Source organism: Streptomyces sp. NPDC001480 (assembly GCF_042894725.1).
Taxonomy (GTDB): Bacteria; Actinomycetota; Actinomycetes; order Streptomycetales; family Streptomycetaceae; genus Streptomyces.
The window spans coordinates 492,065-513,745 of sequence record NZ_JBIAVX010000004.1 but is presented as its reverse complement, the minus strand read 5'-3'; the positions used below and the strand labels follow the sequence as shown (position 1 = coordinate 513,745).

The 21,681-nt window shown below is 72.5% G+C and carries 18 protein-coding genes; 12 read left to right on the top strand and 6 right to left on the bottom strand.

Going from position 1 to position 21,681, the window contains the following annotated elements:
* The first annotated feature begins 19 nt into the window (after positions 1-19).
* The 6 genes from ACFY01_RS12585 (at position 20) to ACFY01_RS12560 (ending at position 4,405) form a co-directional block, all read left to right on the top strand.
* Complete coding sequence (locus ACFY01_RS12585; protein WP_390735682.1) at positions 20-757, top strand: hypothetical protein; 738 nt, start codon at positions 20-22, stop codon at positions 755-757.
* A 165-nt stretch (positions 758-922) separates the two neighbouring features.
* On the top strand, positions 923-1,744 hold the full coding sequence (locus ACFY01_RS12580; RefSeq protein ID WP_390735681.1) for a TIM barrel protein: 822 nt from the start codon (positions 923-925) through the stop codon (positions 1,742-1,744).
* A 26-nt stretch (positions 1,745-1,770) separates the two neighbouring features.
* On the top strand, positions 1,771-2,661 hold the full coding sequence (locus ACFY01_RS12575; RefSeq protein WP_390735680.1) for a 2-hydroxy-3-oxopropionate reductase: 891 nt from the start codon (positions 1,771-1,773) through the stop codon (positions 2,659-2,661).
* Between the two features lie 172 nt (positions 2,662-2,833).
* Positions 2,834-3,358: a GNAT family N-acetyltransferase gene (locus ACFY01_RS12570; RefSeq protein ID WP_390735679.1), complete on the top strand. Its 525-nt coding sequence runs from the start codon at positions 2,834-2,836 to the stop codon at positions 3,356-3,358.
* 61 nt (positions 3,359-3,419) lie between these two features.
* A complete protein-coding gene (locus ACFY01_RS12565; protein ID WP_390735678.1) occupies positions 3,420-3,659 on the top strand; it encodes a hypothetical protein in 240 nt (79 codons plus the stop codon).
* 167 nt (positions 3,660-3,826) lie between these two features.
* Positions 3,827-4,405: a TIGR04222 domain-containing membrane protein gene (locus tag ACFY01_RS12560; protein WP_390735677.1), complete on the top strand. Its 579-nt coding sequence runs from the start codon at positions 3,827-3,829 to the stop codon at positions 4,403-4,405.
* A 52-nt stretch (positions 4,406-4,457) separates the two neighbouring features.
* Here ACFY01_RS12560 and gcl read toward each other — a convergent pair whose 3' ends face one another.
* The gene (gcl, locus tag ACFY01_RS12555; protein WP_390735676.1) at positions 4,458-6,242 is read right to left on the bottom strand and encodes a glyoxylate carboligase; all 1,785 of its coding nucleotides are present in this window, start codon (positions 6,240-6,242) and stop codon (positions 4,458-4,460) included.
* A gap of 178 nt (positions 6,243-6,420) precedes the next feature.
* Between gcl and ACFY01_RS12550 the strand changes: the two genes are divergently transcribed.
* Positions 6,421-7,125: a hypothetical protein gene (locus tag ACFY01_RS12550; protein WP_390735675.1), complete on the top strand. Its 705-nt coding sequence runs from the start codon at positions 6,421-6,423 to the stop codon at positions 7,123-7,125.
* 14 nt (positions 7,126-7,139) lie between these two features.
* Here ACFY01_RS12550 and ACFY01_RS12545 read toward each other — a convergent pair whose 3' ends face one another.
* Both ACFY01_RS12545 and ACFY01_RS12540 read right to left on the bottom strand, forming a co-directional pair.
* A complete protein-coding gene (locus ACFY01_RS12545) occupies positions 7,140-8,747 on the bottom strand; it encodes an AMP-binding protein (RefSeq protein ID WP_390735674.1) in 1,608 nt (535 codons plus the stop codon).
* On the bottom strand, positions 8,744-10,417 hold the full coding sequence (locus ACFY01_RS12540) for an AMP-binding protein (RefSeq protein ID WP_390735673.1): 1,674 nt from the start codon (positions 10,415-10,417) through the stop codon (positions 8,744-8,746). Before ACFY01_RS12540 ends, ACFY01_RS12545 begins: the two co-directional genes overlap by 4 nt.
* Positions 10,418-10,541: 124 nt before the next feature.
* Here ACFY01_RS12540 and ACFY01_RS12535 point away from each other — a divergent pair, with 124 nt between their 5' ends.
* The 3 genes from ACFY01_RS12535 (at position 10,542) to ACFY01_RS12525 (ending at position 15,320) form a co-directional block, all read left to right on the top strand.
* Positions 10,542-11,372, top strand: a complete 831-nt coding sequence (locus tag ACFY01_RS12535) for a response regulator transcription factor (RefSeq protein ID WP_390735672.1) — start codon at positions 10,542-10,544, stop codon at positions 11,370-11,372.
* Positions 11,373-11,508: 136 nt separating this feature from the next.
* Positions 11,509-14,325: an AAA family ATPase gene (locus ACFY01_RS12530; RefSeq protein WP_390735671.1), complete on the top strand. Its 2,817-nt coding sequence runs from the start codon at positions 11,509-11,511 to the stop codon at positions 14,323-14,325.
* A 203-nt stretch (positions 14,326-14,528) separates the two neighbouring features.
* Positions 14,529-15,320 (top strand): S1 family peptidase, encoded by a 792-nt coding sequence (locus ACFY01_RS12525; RefSeq protein ID WP_390735670.1) that lies wholly within the window; start codon positions 14,529-14,531, stop codon positions 15,318-15,320.
* A gap of 102 nt (positions 15,321-15,422) precedes the next feature.
* Here the strand turns inward: ACFY01_RS12525 and ACFY01_RS12520 are convergent, their stop codons facing one another.
* Complete coding sequence (locus tag ACFY01_RS12520; protein WP_390735756.1) at positions 15,423-16,646, bottom strand: winged helix DNA-binding domain-containing protein; 1,224 nt, start codon at positions 16,644-16,646, stop codon at positions 15,423-15,425.
* Between the two features lie 467 nt (positions 16,647-17,113).
* Here ACFY01_RS12520 and ACFY01_RS12515 point away from each other — a divergent pair, with 467 nt between their 5' ends.
* Both ACFY01_RS12515 and ACFY01_RS12510 read left to right on the top strand, forming a co-directional pair.
* A complete protein-coding gene (locus ACFY01_RS12515) occupies positions 17,114-18,277 on the top strand; it encodes a magnesium and cobalt transport protein CorA (RefSeq protein WP_390735669.1) in 1,164 nt (387 codons plus the stop codon).
* A gap of 139 nt (positions 18,278-18,416) precedes the next feature.
* A complete protein-coding gene (locus ACFY01_RS12510; protein ID WP_390735668.1) occupies positions 18,417-18,857 on the top strand; it encodes an SRPBCC family protein in 441 nt (146 codons plus the stop codon).
* Positions 18,858-18,950: 93 nt separating this feature from the next.
* Here ACFY01_RS12510 and ACFY01_RS12505 read toward each other — a convergent pair whose 3' ends face one another.
* Positions 18,951-20,096, bottom strand: coding sequence for an XdhC family protein (locus tag ACFY01_RS12505; protein ID WP_390735667.1), 1,146 nt, complete (start codon positions 20,094-20,096; stop codon positions 18,951-18,953).
* 49 nt (positions 20,097-20,145) lie between these two features.
* Positions 20,146-21,603: an NCS2 family permease gene (locus ACFY01_RS12500; RefSeq protein WP_390735666.1), complete on the bottom strand. Its 1,458-nt coding sequence runs from the start codon at positions 21,601-21,603 to the stop codon at positions 20,146-20,148.
* Positions 21,604-21,681 lie beyond the last annotated feature (78 nt).

The window sequence follows — 21,681 nt, the reverse complement described above, 5'->3', positions numbered from 1 at the left end:
CCGGATAAGGAGTACGACCATGGCGAACCCGACCGCCCGCAGCCGCGGCGCGGGCGCCCCCGCCCGCCGGAGGATGACCGCGGCCGCCCGTGCGGCGGCCAAGCGGGTGGAGCACCTCAAACAGCCCGAGGAACAGCGCCCCGCGGCGGAACCGCCCGCCGGGCGGACGCTGGTGATCGAGAACCCGGACGGCTGGGACGACCCGCCGGAGCCGTCGCCGGAGTCCCCCGAGGACGGGACACCCCCGCCTCCGTCCCGACGGTGGCTGCCCGGTGCGGTGCTCGGCGCCCTCCTCGTGGTGGGCCTGGTCGCGGCCTTGCTGCTCGGGTGGCAGTACCGGGAGGGGCGGCGTGCGGAGGCCGCGCGCGGCGCGGCGCTCACGGCCGCGCGCAAGGCCGCGCCGGTCGTGCTGTCGTACGACTACCGGCATCTGGACCGGGATTTCGCCCGGGCCCGGGCGCGTTTGACCGGGCACTTCCGTGACGAGTACCGCAGGACCACGGCGAGCGTGGTCGGGCCGACGGCCAGGAAGTACCACGGGGTGGTGAAGGCGACGGTCGCCGGACCCGCGAGCGGTGGCGTCCCCGCGGCCTCCGTCGTGTCGGCCTCACCGGACCGGGCCGTGGTGCTGCTCTTCGTCAACCAGGTCACGCAGAGCACGCAGGTCTCGGGTTCCCGCCTGGATCTGAACCGGGTGCGGATGACGATGACCCGTACCTCCGAGGGCTGGAAGGTGAGCGCCGTCGACGCACTCTGATCAGCGACTTTCCCATGCCCCCGCGCATTCCGCGCGGGGGTTTCGCTGTGCGGGCGGTCTTGACAGCGCTCCCCGACCCCGGGCAGTCTTCCGTCTAGCAGAAATGAGTTTCCACAATACGAAATACATGAGCCAGTGTCGCCACGGAAGGGAGCGTCGGCCCCGATGGGATTCGCAGAGGAGCGCTACAACGTCAACCTGTCGATCCTCTTCACGGAGCTCCCGCTCCTGGAACGCCCCGCGGCCGCCGCCGCGGCCGGCTTCACCGCGGTCGAGCTGTGGTGGCCCTGGGTCGGCTCCCCCACCCCCGAGCGCTCCGAACTCGACGCCCTGAAGCAGGCGATCGAGGATGCGGCCGTGCGGCTGACGGGCCTGAACTTCTACGCCGGACAGCTGCCAGGACCCGACCGCGGCGCCCTGTCCGTCCCCGGCGAGGAGTCGGAGAGGTTCCGCGCCAACATCGACGTGGCCGCCGGCTTCGCCGAGTCCCTGGGCTGCAAGGCGCTCAACGCGCTGTACGGCAACCGTGTCGAGGGCGTCGACCCGGCCGAACAGGACGCGCTCGCGCTGGAGAACCTGGTCCTCGCCGCCCGGGCCGCCGACCGCGTCGGCGCGATCCTGCTGATCGAGACGCTCAACAACCGGGAGTCCCCGCTGTACCCGCTGGTGTCCGCCCCGGCGGGCGTCGGCGTCGTCGACAAGGTCAACGAGGCGACCGGTCTCGGCAACGCGCGGTTCCTCATGGACCTCTACCACCTGTCCATGAACGGCGAGGACCTGCCGTCGGTGATCGAGCGGTACGCGGCGAAGACCGGTCATGTGCAGATCGCCGACAACCCCGGCCGCGGTGCACCGGGAACGGGCTCGCTGCCCCTCGAGGACCTCCTCGACCGGCTGAGGAAGGCGGGCTACGACGGCTGGGTCGGCCTGGAGTACAAGCCGGGCGACCGGCCGAGCACCGAGGCCTTCGACTGGCTGTCCCGCTGACCCACCTCACCGAAAGGCACCACACCATGAACACCATGCCCAAGATCGCCTGGATAGGGCTCGGCATCATGGGCTCCCCCATGTCCGAGAACCTCATCAAGGCCGGCTACGACGTCACCGGCTTCACCCTCGAACAGGAGAAGCTGGACCGCCTGGCCGCCGCCGGCGGTACCGCGGCCGGTTCGATCGCCGAGGCCGTCCGGGACGCCGACGTGATCATCACGATGGTGCCCGCCTCCCCGCAGGTCGAGGCGATCGCCTACGGCCCGGACGGCATCCTGGAGAACGCCAGGTCCGGCGCCCTGCTGATCGACATGTCCTCGATCACCCCGCGGACCTCGGTCGACCTCGCGAGGGCCGCCGGCAAGAAGGGCATCCGCGTGCTGGACGCGCCCGTCTCCGGTGGTGAGGCGGGTGCGACCGAGGCCGTGCTGTCCATCATGGCCGGCGGCGAGCAGGCCGACTTCGACCTCGCGAAGCCGGTCTTCGACGCGCTGGGCACGACCGTCGTGCTGTGCGGCCCGCACGGCGCCGGCCAGACCGTGAAGGCCGCCAACCAGCTGATCGTCGCCGTGAACATCCAGGCGTGCGCCGAGGCCGTGGTCTTCCTGGAGAAGTCGGGCGTGAACCTCCAGGCCGCACTGGAGGTGCTGGACGGCGGCCTCGCCGGCTCGACCGTGCTGACCCGCAAGAAGGACAACTTCCTGCGGCGCGACTTCCGGCCGGGCTTCCGCGTCGACCTGCACCACAAGGACATGGGCATCGTCACGGACGCCGCCCGCGCCGTCGGCGCGGCCCTGCCGGCCGGTGCCGTGGTCGCCCAGCTGGTCGCCTCGCTGCGCGCACAGGGCGACGGCGGCCTGGACCACTCGGCCCTGCTGCGGGCCGTGGAGCGCCTGTCGGGCGCGCGGGTCTGAGCGTCCCCCGTCTCCTACGGACACACCCGGAGACTTCCGGGCCGTGGCGCCGCCGACATCTGTCCTGTCGCGCCCAGGCGGCGCCGCGGCCCGGAACCGAGGAGGAGTGCGCGGCGGTCCTCGTCGTTTAACCGGTTGAGCCCACCGGCCCGAGGCATGTTGGCTGGCCCGCATGGTGCTCGGAGAACTGGTGAGACTGCGGCCGCTGGAACCGTCGGACGCGGAGGCGATGTGGCGGTGGCAGAACGACCCCGACGTGATGCGCTGGATGAGCGACGGTTACACCCCGTCACTGGCCCAGGTCAGGAAGCGGATGGAGGAGCGGCCGCCCAACGGGTACGGCCAGGTGCTCTTCGGGGTCGAGGTGCCCCCCGACGGGAAACTCATCGGCGTGGTCCGGCTGCGGGACGCCGAACCGGAGACCGGGTGCGCCGAGCTCGACCTCTACCTCGGTGAGAAGGACTACTGGGGGCGCGGCTACGCCACGGACACGATGCGGACGATCTGCCGCTACGGCTTCCAGAAGATGCGGCTGCACAAGATCAGACTGACCGTCGTCACCGAGAACCACGCGGCCCACCGCGTCTACCAGAAGGTCGGCTTCGTCGACGAGGGCAGGCTGCGGCAGGAGTTCCGGCGCGACGGCCAGTGGTACGACATGTTCACGATGGGCCTGCTGGAGGACGAACTGCGCTGACGCCCGCGGCGCTCCCGTTCCCCGGGGTGCGGATCGGTGCCGGCCGCAGCAGCCTGAAGGCATGACACATCCACCGACGCGGCATCCGCACATCGTGGTGCACTCCCCGGCCCTGGACGGCTCCCGGCGGGTCACTGAGGGTGAGGTGACCCTGGGCATCGCCTCCCATCTGGACGACGTGATCGAGATCCTGCGGCTGGCCGACCTGGACCGGATCGAGGTCGAGGAGAGCGACCTCATCGACTGGCAGGGCGGCGGACCGGACGACTGGCCGGGGCTGTCCGAGCACACGGAGCCGTGAGGGCGCGTACGGCTCGTGTACCGCGCCGGGCGTATCCCGGGTACGCAAGCCTCAAATGAAGCTCTGAACAGCGCCCCACAGGCTTCGACCGCCCCCGGAGGTGGGCACATACCCCTCACGCGGGGCCCGCCGGCACGGGGGCGGCTGGCCCCGCACGGGGGTGTGGCATGAGCGCTACGACGACGATCCCGCTGCGACCGCACGAGATGGCGCTGATCCGGGGCGGGCCCCGCGCGGCGCTGACGGTCGCCGTGCTGGACCTGCATCTGCGGAGCGCCGCGGAGGCGGGCCGGGCCGGCACGATGCGTGCCTGCGGCCCGGCCGAGCGGGCGGACCTGCCGCCGCTGCCTGCGCTCACCAAGGCCGTGCACGGGGCGCTGTACCGCGCCGCCGGCATGCGGCAGTTGCTGGACCGCCAGGGCGTGCGCCGGGCGCTCGCCGACCTGCGCGGCGACCTCACGGCCGCGGGCCTGCTGCGCGCCTTCCCGCCGGGCCGCCCGCGGGCCGCCCGACGTGCGCTGAAGGACCTGCGTGCCCGGCATCCGCTGCCCGTCCGCCGCTCGGGCCTGTCGGCCGAGGACAAACTCCTCCTGGTCGCGCTGTACGGCGACGAGGCGCTGACCCTGCTGGCACGGCGCTTCGCCCAGGAGGCCGGCCTGATGGGCCGGGGCGGCACCACGGAGCTGGAGCTCAGGCAGTCCTGGGGCGGCTCGGGCGGCGGGGGCTTCAGCTGCGGGACGGTGTGAGGGCGGGGCGGCTCGCCGGGGTGCCGGGGCCGGTCGGCTTCGGCACCGTGTGTCAGACCTTGAGCGGACGGATCGCCGTCGGCGCGTGGCCCGGCTCGGTCGCCGGCTCCTCGAACTCGGTCACGTCGCCGATGTCGTTGGTGACGGACATCGCGATGTCGGTGACGCGTTCGAGGATCACCTCCACCACGACCGGCACCCGGAACTCGGCGGCGAGCTTCTTGGCCTGCTCGAAGGCCGCGCCCAGTGCGGCCGGGTCGGTGACGCGGAGCGCCTTGCAGCCCAGGCCCTCGGCGACCTTGACGTGGTCGACGCCGTAGCCGCCCGGCTCGGGCGAGTTGACGTTCTCGAAGTCCAGCCTGACCTGGAAGTCGATGCCGAAGGCCCGCTGTGCCTGGCGGATGAGGCCCAGGTAGGAGTTGTTCACCAGGACGTGGATGTAGGGGATCTTGTGCTGCGCGCCGACCGCCAGCTCCTCGATCAGGAACTGGAAGTCGTAGTCGCCGGAGAGGGCGACGACCTGTGCCTCGGGATCGGCCCTGGCCACGCCGAGCGCGGCCGGGACGGTCCAGCCCAGCGGGCCCGCCTGGCCGCAGTTGATCCAGTGCCGTGGCCGGAAGACGTGCAGCAGCTGGGCGCCGGCGATCTGTGAGAGGCCGATGGTGGAGACGTACCGGGTCTCGGGGCCGAAGGCCTTGTTCATCTCCTCGTAGACCCGCTGCGGCTTGATCGGGACGTCGTCGAAGTGTGTCCGGCGCTGGAGCGTGGCCTTCTTCTCCCGCGCGGCGGCGGCCCAGTGGGAGCGATCGGGCAGGGCGCCGCGTGCCTCGAGTTCGCGGGCCGCCTCGACGAGGAGTTCCAGTGCCGCCCCGGCGTCGGAGGCGATGCCGTGGTCGGGTGCGAAGATCCTGCCGATCTGGGTGGGCTCGATGTCGATGTGGACGAAGGTCCGGCCGGCCGTGTAGACGTCCAGCCGGCCGGTGTGGCGGTTGGCCCAGCGGTTGCCGATGCCGAGGACGAAGTCGGACTCCAGGAAGGTCGCGTTGCCGTAGCGGTGCGAGGTCTGGAGGCCGACCATGCCGGCGTTCAGCTCGTGGTCGTCGGGGATGGCTCCCCAGCCCATCAGCGTCGGGATGACCGGGACTCCGGTCAATTCGGCGAACTCGACGAGCAGTTGGGAGGCGTCCGCGTTGATGACCCCGCCGCCCGCCACGATCAGCGGTCGCTCGGCGGCGTCGAGGAGGGCGATCGCCTTCTCGATCTGGGCGCGGGTGGCGGCCGGTCTGTGGACCGGGAGCGGCTCGTACGTCTCCGGGTCGAACTCGATCTCGGTGAGCTGGACGTCGACCGGCAGGTCGATCAGCACCGGGCCGGGGCGGCCGGAGCGCATCAGGTGGAAGGCCTGCTGGAAGACGCCGGGGACCTGGGCGGCCTCCAGGACGGTGACGGCCATCTTGGTCACCGGCTTGACGATGGAGGTGATGTCGACGGCCTGGAAGTCCTCCTTGTGGATCACGGCGGTCGGCGCCTGGCCGGTGATGCACAGGATCGGGATCGAGTCGCCGATGGCCGAGTACAGGCCGGTGACCATGTCGGTGCCGGCCGGGCCGGAGGTGCCGACGCAGACGCCGATGTTGCCGGGGCGCGCGCGGGTGTAGCCCTCGGCCATGTGCGAGGCGCCCTCGACGTGCCGGGCGAGGGTGTGGGTGATGCCACCGGAGGCCTGGAGGGCCGCGTAGAAGGGGTTGATCGCGGCGCCCGGCACACCGAACGCGTCGGTGACGCCCTCGCGCCTGAGGATCTCGACTGCCGCGCGGGCAGCGGTCATACGAGCCATCGAGTACTCCTTCGAAGGTCGGACTCGCACTCCCGTCGCGCCCCGCGGGTGAGCAGCCATTCCGTTGATTCCGCATAGTGGAATATTTCTTCTGCTATACAGAAGCAATCTAAGCGGGTGCGCGAAAGCCGTCAAGACAGGGGCAAGTGAGGGACAAGGAGGGTCCGCCTGGACGACGATGGGGGGCATGCCCGAGAGCGTGCCGGTGCGCTGCCCGGCCTGTCGGCGTGAGCACGTCTACACCGCGCCGTCGTATCCCTGTGCCTGCGGAGCCCCGGTGAGCCCGCCGCTGGACCGCAGGACCGCGCCCACCGCCGTCGTGCACCGGGCCTGGGACGAGGACTGGGTCACCGTGGCGTGCGCCTTGTGCGGCCGCCGCGACCAGTGGCCGCACCCCGAACTGGGCTGCTCGTGCGGGACGGTGCTGCGGCTGCCGGTCCGCGGGGCACCACCGGCGGCCCGCCCCGCCGCCGGCCCCGGGCCGGTCCCGCGCCCGGCGCGCCGTCCGCCCTTCCACCCGGTGACCATCCGCACCGCGCGCGACGCGGTCACCGCCGCCGCGCTCTACCTGCGCTGGCTCGGCTACCGGGACATCCGCCGCGCCGACCAGCGGCCCCCGTCCGGTATCGGCCTGGCCGCGCGCGGACTGCTGGCCCAGGTCGACCCCTCCGTACGGCCGGCCTCGCTGCGGGACGTGGAGTGCCTGTGGCTGACGGCCATGACGGAGTCCGCGGGGTGTGTCTACTTCTCGCTCGCCGGGTACGCCGAGGCCGCCCGCGTCCGCGCCGACGGCCTCGGCATACCCCTGTTCGTGCTGGACCTCACGGGCACCCCGCAGCCGGTGAACGCCGTCGCCGACGACCTGGACGCCACCGGCGCCTGAGCACGCGGGGACCCCTAACGCCCGTACTTCTCCCGCAGTTCCACCTTGCGGACCTTCCCGGACACCGTCATCGGAAAGGCGTCGAGGATCTCCATCCGGCTCGGCACCTTGTAGTGCGCGAGCCGTCCGGCGCAGAAGCCGCGCACGTCCTGAAGCGTCGGCGGGTCGGCCGGGTCGCGCGGCACGACGCAGGCCAGGACCTCCTCGCCGTACGTCTCGTGCGGCACGCCGACGACCTGGACGTCGCGGATCTTCGGATGGCCGTAGAGGAACTCCTCGATCTCACGCGGGTAGACGTTCTCCCCGCCCCGGATGACCATGTCCTTGATGCGGCCGACGATCTCGACGTACCCGTCCTCCCGCATCACCGCCAGGTCACCGGTGTGCATCCAGCGCCCCGCGTCGATCGCCTCGGCGGTCTTCTCCGGCTCGTTCCAGTAGCCGAGCATCACGCTGTAGCCGCGGGTGCACAACTCCCCCGCCGTGCCGCGCGGTCGGGTCACGCCGCTCGCCGGGTCGACGATCTTCACCTCCAGGTGCGGCAGCACCCGGCCGACCGTGCCCGTGCGGTGCTCCAGGTCGTCGTCGATCCGGGTCTGGAGCGACACCGGGGAGGTCTCGGTCATGCCGTAGCAGATGGAGACCTCCGCCATGTGCATCTCGGCGACCACCCGTTTCATCACCTCCACCGGGCACGGCGAGCCCGCCATGATGCCGGTGCGCAGCGACGACAGGTCGTAGCCGGCGAAGTCGGGGAGGTTCAGCTCCGCGATGAACATCGTGGGCACGCCGTACAGCGAGGTGCAGCGCTCCCGCTGGACCGCCTCCAGCGTGTCCCGCGGGTCGAAGGACGGCGCCGGGATCACCATGCAGGCGCCGTGCGAGGTGGCCGCGAGGTTGCCCATCACCATGCCGAAGCAGTGGTAGAAGGGCACCGGGATGCAGATCCGGTCCTGCTCGCCGTAGGCGACGGCCTCCCCCACGAAGTAGCCGTTGTTGAGGATGTTGTGGTGGGAGAGGGTGGCCCCCTTGGGGAAGCCCGTCGTGCCCGAGGTGTACTGGATGTTGATGGGGTCGTCGCAGGACAACTCGGCTGCCCGCGCGACCAGTTCCGCGTGCCGGTCCGGGGTGCCGCGTCCGAGCAGCGCGTCCCAGCTCGGGTCGCCGATGTAGACGGTCTCCCGCAACAGCGGGCACCTGCCCCGCACTTCCTCGACCATCGCCCGGTAGTCGCTCGCCTTGTGGCTGAGGGAGGCGAACAGCAGGGAGATCCCGGCCTGGTTGAGTACGTACTCGACCTCGTGCGTGCGGTAGGCGGGGTTGATGTTCACCATGACCGCGCCGATGCGGGCGGTGGCGTACTGGACCAGCACCCACTCCGCGCAGTTGACCGCCCAGATGCCCACCCGGTCGCCCTTCGCGACCCCGCTCGCCAGCAGCGCGTACGCCAGCCGGTCGACGTCGGCGGCGAATTCGGTGTACGTCCAGCGCCGCCCGGACGGCACGTCCACGAGTGCCTCGCGGTCCGGCCAGGCCGCGACCGCCCGGTCCAGGTTGGCCCCGACGGTGTCACCGAGCAGCGCGGTGGCGCCGGTCCCGTGCGTGTACGACAGTTCGCTCACCGGAAGTCCTCCTCGCGGTACTCCTTCTGCGAGCCCGCCGCCGTGGCCTCGCGCAGCTCGATCCGGCGGATCTTGCCGGAGACGGTCTTGGGCAGCTCGCCGAACTCCAGCCGGCGGATGCGCTTGTAGGGGGCGAGGACCTCGCGGGAGTGCTCGAAGAGCACCTTGGCGGTGTCGGGGCCGGGCTGCCAGCCCTCGGCGAGGACGACGTACGCCTTGGGCACGGCCAGGCGCAGCTCGTCCGGCGCGGGCACGACGGCCGCCTCGGCCACGGCCTCGTGCTCCAGCAGGGCGCTCTCCAGCTCGAACGGGCTGATCTTGTAGTCCGAGGCCTTGAAGACGTCGTCGCTGCGCCCGATGTACGTCAGATATCCGTCCTCGTCCCGGGCGGCGACGTCTCCGGTGCGGTAGTAGCCGCCCGCCATCGCCTCCGCCGTGCGGTCCGCGTCACCGTGGTACCCGGCCATCAGTCCCACCGGCCGGGCGGACAGATCGAGCGCGATCTCGCCCTCGGCCGCGCCGGGGGCGCCGGAGACCGGGTCCAGCAGTTCGACCCTGTAGCCGGGGCTGGGCCGCCCCATGGAGCCGGTCTTCAGCGGCTGTCCGGGGCTGTTGGAGACCTGCACGGCGGTCTCCGTCTGGCCGAAGCCGTCCCTGATGGTGACGCCCCAGGCGCGCCGCACCTGCTCGATGACCTCGGGGTTGAGCGGCTCACCGGCGGCGAGGGCCTCGCGGGGCGGGGTGGCGAGGCCGCTCAGGTCGGCCTGGATGAGCATGCGCCACACGGTCGGCGGGGCGCAGAACGTGGTCACCCCGGCCCGGTCCATCTCGGCCATCAGCCGGGCCGGGTCGAAGCGGGTGTAGTTGTGGATGAAGACGGTCGCCTCCGCGTTCCACGGGGCGAAGAGGTTGGACCAGGCGTGCTTGGCCCAGCCGGGCGAGGAGATGTTCAGGTGCACGTCGCCGGGCCTGAGCCCGATCCAGTACATGGTGGCCAGGTGCCCGATCGGGTACGAGGTGTGGGTGTGCTCGACCAGCTTGGGGCGGGCGGTGGTGCCCGAGGTGAAGTAGAGCATCAGCGGGTCGTCGGCCAGGGTGGGGCCGTCGGGGAGGAACTCGGCGGGTGCGGTGTACGCGTCCTCGTACGGCTCCCAGCCCTCCTCGGGCAGGCCGCCGACGGCGATCCGGGTGTAGGCGCCGGGCACCTCGGCGAACTTGGCGGTGTCCTCCGCGCGCGCGATCACATGCCTGACCCGGCCCCGTTCGACGCGGTCGCGCAGATCGGCGGGGCCGAGCAGCGGGGTGGCGGGGATGACGACCGCGCGCAGCTTCATCGCGGCCAGCGCCGTCTCCCACAGCTCGGCCTGGTTGCCGAGCATGACCAGCACCCGGTCCTCGGCCTCGACCCCGCGTTCCCGCAGCCGGTTCGCGACCCGGCCCGAGCGTTCGGCGAGCTCCGCGAAGGACAGCCGGGTCTCGGTGCCGTCCTCCTCGACGATGTGCAGGGCGGTGCGGTCGTTGCCGTCCGCGATGACGTCGAACCAGTCCAGCGCCCAGTTGAAGTGCTGGGGGCGCGGCCAGTCGAAGCCCTCGTACGCCGTGGCGTAGTCCTCGCGGTGTTCCAGCAGGAAGTCCCGCGCGCTGCGGAAGAGCTCCGTCGCCGTCGTCATCTGTCCTCCTAGGTGCCGGACCATTGCCGGGCGGCTCTCTGGCATCGTGTAATCCGTGATGCAGGTCTCACTACCCCCGAACGGGGGTGTGGGCAGCACGAAGCCGGGATGAAGGGGCGAAGAGGTGACAGCAGACGCCGCCGGGGTGGTGGAGATACGCAGTGCGCTGGCCCGGCTGCGACGCACGACCGGGCTCCCGGTCGCCTTCGGCGGCCTGGTCGAGGCCGGCCGGCCGCAGATGCGGATCAGCGAACTGAGCGGCACCGCGACCGTGGCGCTGCGCTCGCTCGCGGTGACCTCCGGCAACGGGCTGGGCGGCAAGGCGGTGGCGCTGGCCCGGCCGTGCGCGGTGACGGACTACTCCGCCTCCCGGCAGATCAGCCACGAGTACGACGTCCCGGTGGCCGCGGAGGGCCTGCGCTCGGTGGTGGCCGTGCCGGTGGTGGTACGGCGCCGGGTGCGGGGCGTGCTGTACGGCGCGCTGCGCTCGGCCCAGCCGCTGGGTGACCGCACCCTGAGCGCGGCGGTGGCGGCGGCGCGGGACGTGGAACAGGCGCTGGTGGTCCGGGAGGAGGCACGGGGCCTGCTCACCGCGGTCCGGCCGGAGCCCGCCCCGGGTGCGGTGGCCGCGGGCCGGGAACGGGTGCGCGAGGCGCACGCCGCGCTGCTCGCGCTGGCCCCGCGGATCGGCGACCCGGCACTGCGGGCCGAGCTGCTGGCGGCCTGCGGCCTGCTGACCGGCCCGGGCCCGGCCGAGGGCCCGAGCCTGGCCCCTCGTGAACTGGACGTCCTGGCCTGCGTGGCGGACGGCGCGACCAACGCGGCGGTGGCCCGGCGACTGGGTCTGCGCCCGGAGACGGTCAAGGGGTACCTGCGCTCGGCGATGCGGAAGCTGGGCGCGCACACCCGGGGGGAGGCGGTCTCCTCGGCGCGCCGCGCGGGCCTGTTGCCTTGAACGCCTTTCATTCATGCGGCCGCGCTTTGAATTTGCATATGCACGTGTCCCTGTTATTTCCCTCACCACGGCTTCCGTCCGAATTTCGGTCTTCATTGCCTAGAATTTGGCCCGGACACGACACAGGAGGGGAGCGGTGACCGTGCGACGGGACTTCCAGGAGCCTGCGAGATGCCGCCCCGACCTGGTCATCGGCCGGGAGGAGCTGTTCACGGCCGCCCACGAGCAGCTCACCCGAGGCGGCAGCGTCCTGCTGCACGGCCCCGCCGGAATAGGGAAATCCACCGTACTGCGGGCATTGGCAGCGGAATACGCCGGTGCCGCCCACACCGTGTTGCGCTGCTCGGCCACCGAGTCCGAATCGCACCTCCCCTTCCTCGCGCTCGCCGACCTCCTCGGCCTGGTGCTCGACCGGGTGTCCGCCCGGCTGCCCTCCGCCCAGGCCACCGCCCTGGAGTCGGCGCTCACCGGCCGCGGCGAGTCCAGCCTCCAGCGCGACGGGCTCGCGCTGCGCCTCGCCGTGCTGTCCGCGCTGCGCGCGCTGGCCACCGAGGGCACCGTCCTCGTCGTCGCCGACGACCTTCAGTGGCTGGACCCGGCCAGCGCCGAACTCCTCGGCTTCGCCGCCCGCCGCCTGGGTGACACCCCCGTCCAACTGCTGTGCGCGGTGCGCACCGAGCACCAGGAGTACGACCGCCATCTACGCGCGTCCCCGCCCGACACCCTCGCCGTCCGGCTCGGCCCCCTGACCCGCACCCAGGTCTCCGCCCTGCTCGACCACCGCGGCCACACCGGCCTGACCCGCTCCACGGTCCGCGAGATCCACCGCACCAGCGGCGGCAACCCGCTCTTCGCGCTGGAACTCGGCCGTGCCCTCACCGAGAGCCCCACCCCGCCGCGCCCCGGCGAGCCGCTGCCGGTGCCCACCTCGCTGCGGGCGCTGGTGCTCAGCCGCCTGGACATGCTCTCCGTCGAGGCCCGCCGCACCCTCCTGGTGGCCAGCGCGGGCGCCCGCCCCACCCCGGCGCTGCTGCACGCGGCCGGCCGGGAGAACGCCGAGGCCGAGTGCGCACAGGCCGCCGAACTCGGGCTGCTGGCCACCGAGCCGGAGGGTCCCGCCGTACGGTTCGCGCACCCGCTGATCTCCGCCGCCCTGTACGCCGAGGCCCCCGTCCACGAACGGCGGGCCGCGCACGCCGCGCTGTCCACCGCCGCCCCCGACCCGATAGAGCGGGCCCGCCACCTCGCGCTGGCCACCACCGGCACCGACCCGGAGGCCGCCGCCCGGCTCGCCGAGGCCGCCGCGCTGGCCCGGGACCGCGGGGCGCCGTCCGTGGCCGCGCAGCTCGGACTGCTCGCCGCCCGGCACACCCCGGCCGGCAGCGTGCCCGGCCCTGACGAACGCCGGCTCCAGGCCGCCGAGGACGCCATCACCGCCGGGGAGGTCGACCTCGCCCGGGACATCGCCCGCGAGGTGCTGACCCGGGCGACCGTGCCCGCCGAGCGGGTGCGGGCCTGGATGGCCGTGATCGAGACGGCCGGCCACACCATGACCGAGGTCGACGCCGTCTTCCCGCAGGCCCTCGCCGACGCCGGCGACGACCCGCGGCTGCTCGCCCTCGTCCACTACCAGATGGCGTGGCGTGCGCTGATCGTGGAGGGTGACTTCACCGAGGCGCGCGAGGCCGCCGCGCACACGGCGGAGCTCGCCGAACGCGGCGGCGACCGGCGCACCGAGCTCCTGGCGCTGGCCTTCCTGGCCCAGATCGAGACCCTGATGGGTCATCCGGCGGCCCCCGCCACCATCAAGCGCGCGATGAAGGAGCCGCAGGACCCGAGGGTGGCGTGCCATCACAACGGCGCGGGCAGCGCCCGGTTCCGCTGGCTGGTCATGGGCGACCAGCTGGCCGAGGCACGGGCCACCGTCACCGCCCTGCTGCGCGAGGTGCGTCGGCGCGGCTCGGTGGAGAGCGAGGTGCACTTCCTGCGCGGCCTCGCCGAGACCGAACTGCGCTCCGGGCACTGCGGCCGGGCGCTGGAGCTGGCCCGCGAGAGCCTCGCCCTGGCCCGGGACTCCGGGATCGGCGAGACGGCCTCCGGCATGCTCACCTCCCTCGCGGAGGCATCCGGCGGCGACGTGGACCGGGCGCTCGCGCTGGCCCGGGAGGCGGTCGAGCACGCCGAGCAGGACGGGGACCAGATGTACCTCTCCCGGGCCCTGGGCGCGCTGGGCTACGCCCAGTTGGTGGCCGGGGACCCGGCGGGCGCGGTGCGCTCGCTGCGCCGGGTGCGGGAACTGGAGCAGCACCTGGGCATCACCGACCCGGCGCGCGGCCGCTGGCACGGAGACCTCGCCGAGGCCCTCGTCAGGGTCGGCGCGCCGGACGAGGCGCAGGACGTCATCGACGTCACCCGTGAGCACGCGCTGCGGCTCGGCCGGGAGAGTGTGCTCGCGGTCCTGGACCGCGCCGAGGCCCTGGTCCGCGCCGCCCGCGGGCAACTGGAGGCGGCCGTATCCCAGTTGACGTCGGCCCAGGACCGGCTCGCCAAACTCGGCTACGGCCTGGAGGAGGCCCGCGCCGCCTTCGCGCTGGCCCAGCTGCACACCGAACGCCCGGGACCGACGGCGTACGACGAGGCGGCCCGGCTGTTCCGCCGCTGCCGGGCGCTGCCCTGGCTGCGTCAGGTGGAGGCGGCCGTCACGGCACCGGAGCCCGACCCGGAGCCGGTGGTCACCGCGCCCGCCGCCCTGGACGCGCTGGAGGGACTGGCCTCGATGGAGCGTCAGGTGGCCGCGCTGGTCATGGAGGGCGCCACCAACCGGGAGATCGCCGCCCGTCTGTTCATCAGCGTCAAGACGGTCGAGGCGACCCTGACCCGGGTCTACCGCAAGCTCGGGATCCGCTCGCGGGTGGACATCGTCCGATTGGCGGCAGGCCGCCGCGCACACTGAGCAACGCTCTTGTTTACTGGGCCGGACCGAGGGTTTTCCCTGCCCCACTCCACTAGGGGGTTCCCTCATTGGGAGGAGGCCGATCCGGGTCCTAGCTTGAACCCATGCCGCTCGCCCGGGCATACGGGGGTCGGTCCCGCGATCCCCGTGCTTCACCCCCACACCCGCGCGTCCCCCCACCGGCAACCCCACTGAGGAGACTCATGTTCGGGCCAAACCGCGCAAAGAGAACCGCCGCCGCCGTCGCGGCGACCGCTGCCGCCGCCGCGACCGCACTGCTCGGCTCCCCCACCGCGCAGGCCGCCCCCCAGCCCATCGTCGGCGGCACGACGACCACGACGACCGCGTACCCGTTCATGATGCAGATCACGGACGCCTCCGGTAACCAGTTCTGCGGCGGCACCCTGGTGGCGGCGAAGAAGGTGGTGACCGCGGCCCACTGCATGGTCGGCGAATCCACCAGCGGTGTCCGGGTGGTCGGCGGCCGGACCTACCTGAACGGCACCAACGGCACGGTCAGCAAGGTCAGCAAGATCTGGATCAACCCGGACTACACCGACGCCACCAACGGTGACGACGTCGCCGTGCTGACCCTGTCGTCGTCGATGTCGTACACCCCGGCGTCGTACGTCTCCTCCTCGCAGACGAGCGTGTACGCGGCCGGCACCACGGCCCGCATCCTCGGCTGGGGCACCACCTCGGAGAACGGCAGCTCCTCCAACCAGCTGCGGACCGCGACCGTACCGATCGTGTCCGACTCCAGCTGCAAGAGCTCCTACGGTTCGGACTTCGTCCAGACCGACATGGTTTGCGCCGGATACACCTCCGGCGGCGTAGACACCTGCCAGGGCGACAGCGGCGGTCCCCTGCTCATCGGGGGCGTCCTGGCAGGGATCACTTCCTGGGGAGAGGGGTGCGCGGAGGCCGGTTACCCGGGTGTGTACACCCGGCTGACCACCTTCTCGAACCTGGTGACCACGCAGGTCAACTCGTAACCGGCGAAGCCTCCCGAGCATCCCTCGGGTAGATGCCAGGGGGGCGTTGCGGGCCTCCACGAGCGGCCCGCAGCGCCTCCCTTTCCATGTTTCCGGTCGTCCTCACCGCCGTACGACGCTGCCGAACCGGATGTCGTACGACGCCCCGGGGTGCATCGTCTCCAGCATCCGCCGTCCCTCTTCCCGCACTTCCTCCCGCTGGGCCGGGGTCAGCCGGGTGAAGGTCTCCACGACCAGCGCCTCATCCTCCAGCTTCCAGACACCCGCCAGGAAGCCGTCGACGAGGAGCGTGCGGTGGGCCTGGTTGCCCTGCCAGCTGCGGCCCCAGTACTCGGGGGGTATGACGCGGGCGCGGTCGGCGTGGGACAGGAGCAGGTTGTCGAACTCGGGCAGGAAGCGGGGCGGGGCCGGGGTGTCCGGGTCGGGGCGGGGCGCGTCGGGCAGGTCGAACAGCTCGACGCCGTTGCCGTCCCGGAAGGTGACGAGTCGTGGGCGCAGGCGTTCGAAGGCCGCGCGCAGCCGGGTGAGGCCCGCCCAGATCTGCATGTCCTTGACGGAGGCCGGGCCGAAGGCGGCGAGGTAGCGCAGCACGACGGCGTCCGGTGCAGGGGCCGGCTCGGCGGGGCGGCCCAGCCACCGCTCGGCGGTGGTCAGGGCGACCTGGCCGCCGCGGTCCCAGAGCCCGCGCGGGGTGACCTGGACCAGCGGCAGTCGGCAGCGGGCGGCGACCGCGAGGGCCTGCGGATCGGCCTCCGGCCACTTGACGGACAGCTCCTGACGCAACTGCGCCATGGTGCGCGGCTCGGCCTCCACGAGCTCACGGGTGAGCGCGGCGAGCCGGTCGAGGTCGACGCCGGTGAGCCCCTTGCGGAAGGCGTTCAGCTCCCGGTCCCTGGCGGGCTGGACGAACGGGCGCAGGGTGAGGCAGTCGTCGGCCGTGTGGGTGTGGATGGTCGAACGCATCGTGACGATACGGACGGCCGTGCGGTCGGCCATGAGCCGGGACAGATCCTGCGGCACGAAGCGGTCGAGGCGGGCGGCGAGCGCGTAGTACGGCGGCTTCACGTTCTGCGCCTGGAGCCCGACCAGATGCTCGACGGCGGCCTTGGCCGACATCGCCGAGCGGCGCAGCAGCAGCTGCCGGCCGAGGGTCGCCCGGTTCAGGGCCCGGAGCGAAAGCACCGGCGCGCAGGCCGCGCCGGGGCGAGAACTCCTGGCTCCGGGGCTCTGCTTGCGGGGGTTCGTCGCGCGGGAGTGTTCCGGGCGGGGGTCTGCCGACTGCGAGCCTTCCGGGCGGGGGCCGGAGCCCGCCGGGCGCCTGATCATCGCGACGGGATCCTGGGGGCTCGGGCTGCCCGGGTCACCGCCGTCCGTGCTCCGCACGCCGCGCGTCCGCTCCCCACGCTCTTCAGCGCCACGGCTCTCCCGCCGATCGCTGCCCGCGCGTGAACCCACCGCCCCACCGCCTTGCCCTCCGCGGCTCCCCGCACCCCGATCCGCCACGCCACCGCTCCCCATCCCGGTCCTCACGCCTCGGTCCACGAGCCCCGGTCCCCACCCCTCGGTCGCCACACCGGTGCCGGCCGGCCGAACTCCCGCCTGGGTGTTCCTTGTGCGGGCGTCGGCGCGCGACGGATCCGAGCTGTCATGACCGCACGCTAGTGCCGCTTGCGGACATCTTCGGTCCGCAACTCTCACCGGATCCCGGTCCGCGCACCCGGGACGGGCCGGGTATGCCCCGTATATCCTGCGGGTGATCATGCCGACGCCGGCCGACCGAGAGGCAGCACTCGATGCCCGAGCGACGCGCCCTCCCCGCCTCCAGGAAGAACCTCCGCGAATCCGTCTGGCGGCGCACCCTGCCCCCGGCGCAGCCGCCCGCGGCCGAGCCCTCCGCGCCGCCCGCGGAACCGCCCGCCGCGGCAGCGGCCGAGGCCGCGAGCATCGTCCAGGCGGCCCTGTACCGCGACGGGGTGCGCGTCGCCGACCCCGCCACGCTCGCCGACACCTACCGGGAGCTGCGCGAGCAGTCGGCCGGCATGGCGTGGATCGGTCTGGCCCGGCCCACGGAAGGTGAACTCCTCTCCCTCGCGGCGGAGTTCGGTCTGCATCCGCTGGCCGTCGAGGACGCGATGGAGGCGCACCAGCGTCCGAAGCTGGAGCGGTACGGCGACACCCTCTTCGTCGTGCTGCGCGCCGCCCGCTACCTGGACGCGCCCGAGGAGGTCGACTTCGGCGAGCTGCACGTGTTCGTCGGAACCGACTTCGTCATCACCGTCCGGCACGGCGCCGCCCCCGACCTCTCCGCAGTTCGCCGCCGCATGGAGGACTCCCCCGAGCTGCTCAAACTGGGCCCGGAAGCGGTCCTCTACGCGATACTCGACGCGGTCGTGGACGGCTACGCGCCCGTCGTCGCGGGCGTCCAGAACGACATCGACGAGATCGAGACGGAGGTCTTCCGCGGCGACCCCGAGGTCTCCCGCCGTATCTACGAACTCTCCCGCGAGATGGTCGAGTTCCAGCGCGCCACCCGCCCCCTGGTCGGCATGCTGCACGCCCTGATGGCCGGCTTCGCCAAGTACGAGACGGACGAGGAACTCCAGCGCTACCTCCGCGACGTCGCCGACCACGTCACCCACACCAGCGAACGCGTCGACGGGTTCCGCCAGGCCCTCACCGAGATCCTCACGGTGAACGCGACCCTGGTCACGCAGCAGCAGAACGCGGAGATGCGGGCACTGGCGGAAGCGGGCTTCGAACAGAACGAGGAGGTCAAGAAGATCTCCTCGTGGGCGGCGATCCTGTTCGCGCCGACGCTGGTCGGGACGATCTACGGGATGAACTTCTCCCATATGCCCGAGCTGCACTGGACGTTCGGATACCCCTTCGCGATCGGGCTGATGGGGGTGGTCTGTGTGAGCCTGTACCTCATCTTCAAGCGGCGGGACTGGCTCTAGGGAGCCTTGCGGCCCAGGCGGACAGCCGAACCGGGGAAGGTGTACCGGCCGTACGACTGTGCGCACGGGAGATTGCGCCGTCCGCGTGATCCGGCGGTGGGCGTGCCGATCCTCCGGCCCGCTTCCCTACGATCGTGCTGTGGTCAACTTCCTCCTCGAACGTACGGCACCGCTTCCCATCGACGAGGCGTGGCGCCGGCTCACGGACTGGTCCCGGCATGCCGACGCCGTCCCGCTGACCCGGATCACCGTGGTCACGGACCCGCCGACCCGTCAGGGCACGGTGGTCGTGGCCCGTTCGGGGATCGGGCCGCTCGCTTTCGACGACCGCATGGAGGTCACCGTCTGGCGCCCGCCGCGAGACGGCGAGCCCGGACTGTGCCGCCTGGTCAAGCGGGGCCGCGTGGTGCTCGGCTGGGCCGAACTGGAGGTACGGCCGGGACCGGGCGGCCGTACCCGCGTGGTGTGGCGGGAGGAGTTGCGGGTGCGCCGGCTGCCCTCGGCCTTCGACCGCCCCCTGGCCGCGACGGCCCGGACGGTGTTCGGACGGGCCGTCAACACACTGCTGCGCAGCCCCTGACCGGTCGGCCGCGACGGCAGAGGAGAGCCGCGCCTCCCAGCCCACCCGCACGGGTGGTGGGTACGCCCGCCGCCCGCCGGTCCGCGGTGGCGCTCAGGCCACCGAGTCGATGCGTCCCGGCGGGGCGGGGTCGTGGTGGATCGGGGTGTGCGCGCCGGTCAGGGGGACGCCGCTGCCGCCGCGACGGTCGGCGACGATCTCCGCGGCGATGGACAGGGCGGTCTCCTCGGGGGTGCGGGCGCCGAGGTCGAGGCCGATCGGCGAGCGCAGGCGGGCCAGTTCCAGCTCGGTGACGCCTGCTTGGCGCAGGCGTTCGTTGCGGTCGAGGTGGGTGCGGCGGGAGCCCATCGCGCCGACGTACGCGACCGGCAGGCGCAGCGCCAGCTTCAGCAGCGGTACGTCGAACTTGGCGTCGTGGGTCAGCACGCACAGGACCGTCCGGGCGTCCACGGACGTGCGCTCCAGGTACCGGTGGGGCCAGTCGACGACGACCTCGTCGGCCTCGGGGAAGCGGGCCGGTGTCGCGAAGACGGCACGGGCGTCGCACACGGTCACGTGGTGGCCCAGGAACTTGCCGACGCGGACCAGCGCCGAGGCGAAGTCGATCGCGCCGAAGACGATCATCCGGGGCGGCGGGACCGACGACTCGACCAGCACCGTCAGCGGAGCCCCGCAGCGGGAGCCCTGTTCGCCGATCTCCAGGGTGCCGGTACGGCCCGCGTCCAGGAAGGCCGCCGCCTCGGCGGCCACCGTGCGGTCCAGCCCGGGATGTCCGCCGAAGCCGCCCTCGGACGAGCCGTCGGCGCGCACCAGGAGGGCCCGGCCCAGCAGTCCGGCCGGTCCGGAGACGATCCGCGCCACCGCCGCCGCCTCCCCTCGCGCGGCGGCGGCGAGCGCGGCGGCGGCCACCGGACGGACGGGGTCGCCCGCCCGTACCGGCACGACGAGGATGTCGATGACGCCGCCGCAGGTCAGGCCGACGGCGAAGGCGTCCTCATCGCTGTACCCGAAGCGCTCCAGGACGGTTTCGCCGTCCCTGAGGGCCTGCCGGCACAGCTCGTACACCGCGCCCTCCACGCAGCCGCCGGAGACCGAGCCGATCGCCGTTCCGTCGGCGTCCACCGCGAGGGCGGCGCCGGGCCGGCGCGGGGCGCTGCCGCCGACGGCCACCACGGTGGCGACGGCGAAGTCACGGCCCTGCTCGACCCACCGGTCCAACTCCTCGGCGATGTCCAGCATCTCTCGGTCTCCTTAGAACGCTCGTGCGGCGGGTGCCCCGACGGACCGGCTAGTGCACGCCCAGCCGGCCCTCGATGGGATGGAGGGCGAAATAGACCAGGAAGATGCCTGTCAGGCCCCACATGAATGCCCCGATCTCCCGGGCCTTGCCCTGGGCGGCCCTGATGGCCGTCCAGGAGACGACGCCGGCGGCCACGCCCGTGGTGATCGTGTAGGTGAACGGCATCAGCACGACCGTCAGGAACACCGGGACGGCGGTCGCCCGGTCGGCCCAGTCCACGTGCCGGGCGTTCATCAGCATCATCGCTCCGATGACGACCAGGGCGGCGGAGGCGACCTCCTGCGGCACGATCGCGGTGAGCGGGGTGAAGAACAGGCAGGCGGCGAAGAGCAGCCCGGTGACGGCGGAGGCCAGTCCCGTGCGGGCCCCCTCACCGACCCCGGTCGCGGACTCGATGAAGACGGTCTGGCCGGAACCGCCCGCCGCACCGCCGATCGCGCCGCCCGCGCCGTCGATGAACAACGCCTTGGACAGGCCCGGCATACGGCCCTCTGCGTCGGCCAGCCCGGCCTCGGTGCCGACGCCGATGATGGTGGCCATGGCGTCGAAGAACCCGGCGAGGACGAGGGTGAAGACGATCATGCCGACCGTCATCGCGCCGACCTGGCCCCAGCCGCCGAAGTCGACGTGCCCGAAGAGCGAGAAGTTGGGCATCGACACCGCGCTGCCGTGGAGTTCGGGGGCGCCGCCCGCCCACTGTCCGGGGGCGATGACGCCCAGGCCGCCCAGGACGGCGGCGACGACCGTGCCGCTGACGATGCCGATGAGGATGGCGCCGGGAACGTTCCGGGCCTGGAGCATGAAGATCAGCAGCAGCGTGCCGGCGAAGAGCAGCACGGGCCGGCCCGCCAGCTCACCCGCGGGTCCGAGGGTGAGCGGGGTGGCCTTGCCCTGGTGCACGAAGCCCGACTTGTAGAAGCCGATGAGGGCGATGAACAGGCCGATGCCCATGGTGATCCCGTGCTTGAGCGCCAACGGGATCGCGTTCATGATCATCTCGCGCAGTCCGGTGACGACCAGCAGCATGATGACCGCGCCGTACACCACGCACATCCCCATGGCCTGCGGCCAGGTCATCCGCGGCACGACCTGCGAGGACAGGACACCGGAGACGGAGAGGCCGGCGGCGAGCGCGAGCGGCACCCTGCCGACGAACCCCATCAGCAGCGTGGTGCAGGCCGCGGCGAACGCCGTCGCGGTGATCAGCGCGTGCTGCCCGAGCGTGTTCCCCGCCGCGTCCTTGCCGGACAGGATCAGCGGGTTGAGCAGCAGGATGTACGCCATCGCCATGAAGGTGGTGACGCCGCCGCGGACCTCGCGCGCGACGGTGGATCCGCGCCGGGATATGTGGAAGTACCGGTCGAGCCACGACCTGCCGGCCGGTACGCGGATTCCCGCGCCCGCGTCCTCGGCGGTGGTCGTCGGCTCCAGTGACCGCTGGGCCATGGGTCATCTCCCAAGGTTCATAGGGGCACCCGCGAAGCCTCCCGGGATCACGGGATTTGGGATGTGGACGACCCGGGG

Excerpts from the sequence above, each read along its gene's own strand:
- ACFY01_RS12505 (WP_390735667.1), bottom strand. The coding sequence starts at position 20,096 with ATGCTGGACATCGCCGAGGAGTTGGACCGGTGGGTCGAGCAGGGCCGT.
- ACFY01_RS12560 (WP_390735677.1), top strand. The coding sequence starts at position 3,827 with ATGAGCGCTACGACGACGATCCCGCTGCGACCGCACGAGATGGCGCTG.
- gcl (WP_390735676.1), bottom strand. The coding sequence starts at position 6,242 with ATGGCTCGTATGACCGCTGCCCGCGCGGCAGTCGAGATCCTCAGGCGC.
- ACFY01_RS12585 (WP_390735682.1), top strand. The coding sequence starts at position 20 with ATGGCGAACCCGACCGCCCGCAGCCGCGGCGCGGGCGCCCCCGCCCGC.
- ACFY01_RS12525 (WP_390735670.1), top strand. The coding sequence starts at position 14,529 with ATGTTCGGGCCAAACCGCGCAAAGAGAACCGCCGCCGCCGTCGCGGCG.
- ACFY01_RS12515 (WP_390735669.1), top strand. The coding sequence starts at position 17,114 with ATGCCCGAGCGACGCGCCCTCCCCGCCTCCAGGAAGAACCTCCGCGAA.
- ACFY01_RS12540 (WP_390735673.1), bottom strand. The coding sequence starts at position 10,417 with ATGACGACGGCGACGGAGCTCTTCCGCAGCGCGCGGGACTTCCTGCTG.
- ACFY01_RS12580 (WP_390735681.1), top strand. The coding sequence starts at position 923 with ATGGGATTCGCAGAGGAGCGCTACAACGTCAACCTGTCGATCCTCTTC.
- ACFY01_RS12550 (WP_390735675.1), top strand. The coding sequence starts at position 6,421 with ATGGGGGGCATGCCCGAGAGCGTGCCGGTGCGCTGCCCGGCCTGTCGG.
- ACFY01_RS12575 (WP_390735680.1), top strand. The coding sequence starts at position 1,771 with ATGAACACCATGCCCAAGATCGCCTGGATAGGGCTCGGCATCATGGGC.
- ACFY01_RS12570 (WP_390735679.1), top strand. The coding sequence starts at position 2,834 with ATGGTGCTCGGAGAACTGGTGAGACTGCGGCCGCTGGAACCGTCGGAC.
- ACFY01_RS12500 (WP_390735666.1), bottom strand. The coding sequence starts at position 21,603 with ATGGCCCAGCGGTCACTGGAGCCGACGACCACCGCCGAGGACGCGGGC.
- ACFY01_RS12565 (WP_390735678.1), top strand. The coding sequence starts at position 3,420 with ATGACACATCCACCGACGCGGCATCCGCACATCGTGGTGCACTCCCCG.
- ACFY01_RS12520 (WP_390735756.1), bottom strand. The coding sequence starts at position 16,646 with ATGATCAGGCGCCCGGCGGGCTCCGGCCCCCGCCCGGAAGGCTCGCAG.